Here is a 3164-nt window from a genome sequence, read left to right as displayed (position 1 = left end):
CTGCGCTTTCTGATCGCACTTTTTTGAAAGGGCGTGTTTTTTTACTAGCATAAGCCATAGTGGTAAACGGAAACATAGAATAGCGTTTTTGAATGGATGATTAGTAGGTCATCCCGCTTACACCCACCGATAAAAATTGAGACTACGTTTTATTGAAAAAGCCCAATTTTTTCAGAATCCGACATTTAAGTCTCTTGATCAACTGTTTTGCTATTTCAGTTGTAACGACCACTTTCTTATCACAACTATTTTATAAGAGGTCTTTTTTCTTTTTGTAGGTGGTCCGGTCCTACCACAATGGTGAATCTGTCCTCTATAATATATCAAGTATATTTATGAGGCTTTTTTTATAAAGAAAAAAGTAAAATAAATATTCCTTTAACCTCATGCTATGTTGATAGATTGGTATGTTTATTTTTATAATAAAAAATAGCTCAAAGAATCAACCCTTTTAAATTCAATTTTTAATTGATTATCAATGCTTTATATTTTTTAATTCTATCTATTTTTCATAAAATTGTAAATAAGCAAAAGCATATACCTTAGGGGCAATTGGGCCTAATTAAGGTTGATTTTTGCTTTGATTCAAGCTAAGCAGATGGAACCATATAAATATAGATTATCAAATATACATGGTAAGCATGCTGCTTAGTGAGCGTTATATCTTATCATTTTAAAAACAAATACAGATGAAAAATAAATATAGACAATATAAAGCAAGCTTACTGATGGGACTATTAACCTTATATACTTTGTCTTCTTGTGTTAACACACGGCAAGCATCAAATTTCAGCTTTAAAAAAACTATAGTTGGTGCTTTGATTTACGCTAATGGTAATGGTACGCCTGCTTCTGCTGCTGTTGGTTCACCTAATTCAATTACACGCAGTAATCCAAACAGTGGGATAGTAACGTCAACAAAAGATAAGTGTTTTAATGAGTGTTTAAGTACCTGTATGGTTAATCCTTCGTTAATAGATGATTCCGATGCCTTACTCAAGAAAGCATTATTGAATAAAAATTTTTTAGACAATCATACACCTGAATCTACAGCATTGCAAGGAGAAGAAAGTTGGCTAAATGACAAATATGTGCATAACACCTCAAAAGAAAGTCCAACACCTGTTAATTACAAACCTTTAGTTCATTACAAAGGGATATTTAATTACGAAGAGGTATTCAATCACACGCCCTTGAATACCACTTTGTTTTCTTCGATTCATAAGACATACCCAATCTCAACCTTCGAAAAAGCAACCTATATTTTAATGGAAACAGGTATACCTCTCAATAAACAAACGTTTGAATATTTGTGTAACCAAGGGTTGGATGTAAATGTCAAAGACAGTACAGGCAGAACACTGCTTATGTGGATCGTCAAGAATTTTTGGGGCCTAGAGGCTAAAGATCTAAGGATGGTGATTCGTGCTTTTTTAGACACTGCCTTAGAAAAGGGTATAAAAGTGGACTTCGATGCAATAAACGCTGCTGGTTTAAATGTTTTCGAAAATGAAACGGTACTAAATGAACCTCGTATTAAAAAATTATTAAATTCCTATAGAAAGAAGTTTAATAGTACAAAGAAGCCTAAAAATTAAAGTGTTTCATGAAAGTTACCTGCCTGCAGGCTAACAAGCAGCTATAGGAATAATAGTATCAATTGAAAGGATCAAGCTTTCATAAAACTGATAAAGCAAGATGTAGGAAAGTTTTTTTTTCATCTGTAAGCTATGGTTGCTGATCGCAAATTGTTACAAGGGGCATTTTTTCAAAACATAGCCATAGTGCTGAAAATATATCAAATAAATTGAATATCAATTTATTTGATATATTATAGAGTACCTATTCACCATTGTGGCAGAACCACCTACAAAAAGAAAAAAGGCCCCTTGTACAAAAAGATTGATACGCTGACTATTACCCCCATTTTTTAATCCAATCACCTATCTTCTGTGTTGTCATTTCTCATACCATTATTTCTTGCAAGTATCTTTATTTTTTATTGTTAATACATTAAGTAAAAAAACTAAAATTTTAGATAAACCCAATTATAGATAAGTTAAGAGGTAGCTCCGTTCGATAGCACTTGATTAAGCTTCTATTTTTATCTGAAATTAAGCAGATAGAGTAGAACAATATGATAGGCTATAGGACATACATTGGCAGCACTCTGTTTGGTTACGATTATACTATTATTTATTTAAAGATCAATGCTATGAAAACCTATACACGCTACAGAGCAGGTCTGTTTGCTGGCGTATTAATTTTACATACCTTATCTGCTTGTGTAAATGTACATACAAGGAAAGAGCTAGGATATTCCATCCCTGCTAAGTTACAAGAATGCTACCAAGCAACCCAAGGATTATACCAAAGAACCTACCAAGGAGCCCAAAGGTGCTATAAATAGGAGCGCACTACATGCTAAGATTTGTTATCTAACAACCGGAGTACTTTTAATTGTTGGTTCCATTGTAGACGGGTATGCTATTTATAATTATGCTAATAGTACAGAAGCACTAACTATTCATAACCCTAATCTCATAGATGATAAAATTTTGCAATATCTTGACCAAAACGATTACTCAATAGAGAGTATCAAATATCTATGGGAAAGAAGTCTATATAAAAATGCAACGGATCACAATGGATGTGATATACTACATTTAATAACCCGTTCGAAGCAAGCAGACTTACACCAAAAGACGGCTACTTTTTTAATTGAAGCAGGCGTGAATACCAATTCAAAATGGCTAATTCACCTGATCTTAATAACCTAAACAGCGTTGCATAGCATTAGGCTCCATATCCATTTCTATTCAGCCAATGTTATTAACTAAGCGCTGCAATGGGTTCACGCAATGGCACCAACTTAGTAGCTATATTTTAGTATCTGTTCCTGCCACTGGTAAAAAATGAATTGTTTAAAGCTACTTTTTGCTTAATCAAAAAGTAGCCAAAAAATCAAGTGCTGATGAAAAAAGGGCGCGTTTTTTTCCTAGCATAAGCCATAGTGGTGGACAGACAATGGCGTCAACTTAAGGGATATGTTCAAATTGATTATTACATACAATAATATATAAAAAAAACGCCCCTTGTAAAATAGTAGCGATCAGAAAGTGACCCTTATAGCTGAAATAGAAAAACAGCTGCAATGGATGTTG

At 33.3% G+C, this 3164-nt stretch carries 3 protein-coding genes; all 3 read left to right on the top strand.

Annotated elements, in window-relative coordinates:
- Positions 1-689 precede the first annotated feature (689 nt).
- On the top strand, positions 690-1598 hold the full coding sequence (locus MUW73_RS01700) for a hypothetical protein (protein ID WP_243018518.1): 909 nt from the start codon (positions 690-692) through the stop codon (positions 1596-1598).
- Positions 1599-2215: 617 nt separating this feature from the next.
- Positions 2216-2410, top strand: coding sequence for a hypothetical protein (locus MUW73_RS01695; protein ID WP_243018519.1), 195 nt, complete (start codon positions 2216-2218; stop codon positions 2408-2410).
- 148 nt (positions 2411-2558) lie between these two features.
- A complete protein-coding gene (locus tag MUW73_RS01690) occupies positions 2559-2780 on the top strand; it encodes a hypothetical protein (RefSeq protein WP_243018520.1) in 222 nt (73 codons plus the stop codon).
- Positions 2781-3164: the final 384 nt, after the last annotated feature.

It is taken from the genome of Candidatus Cardinium sp. cByotN1 (assembly GCF_022810525.1).
Taxonomy (GTDB): domain Bacteria; phylum Bacteroidota; class Bacteroidia; order Cytophagales; family Amoebophilaceae; genus Cardinium.
This window is presented reverse-complemented; position numbering and strand designations above follow the sequence as displayed.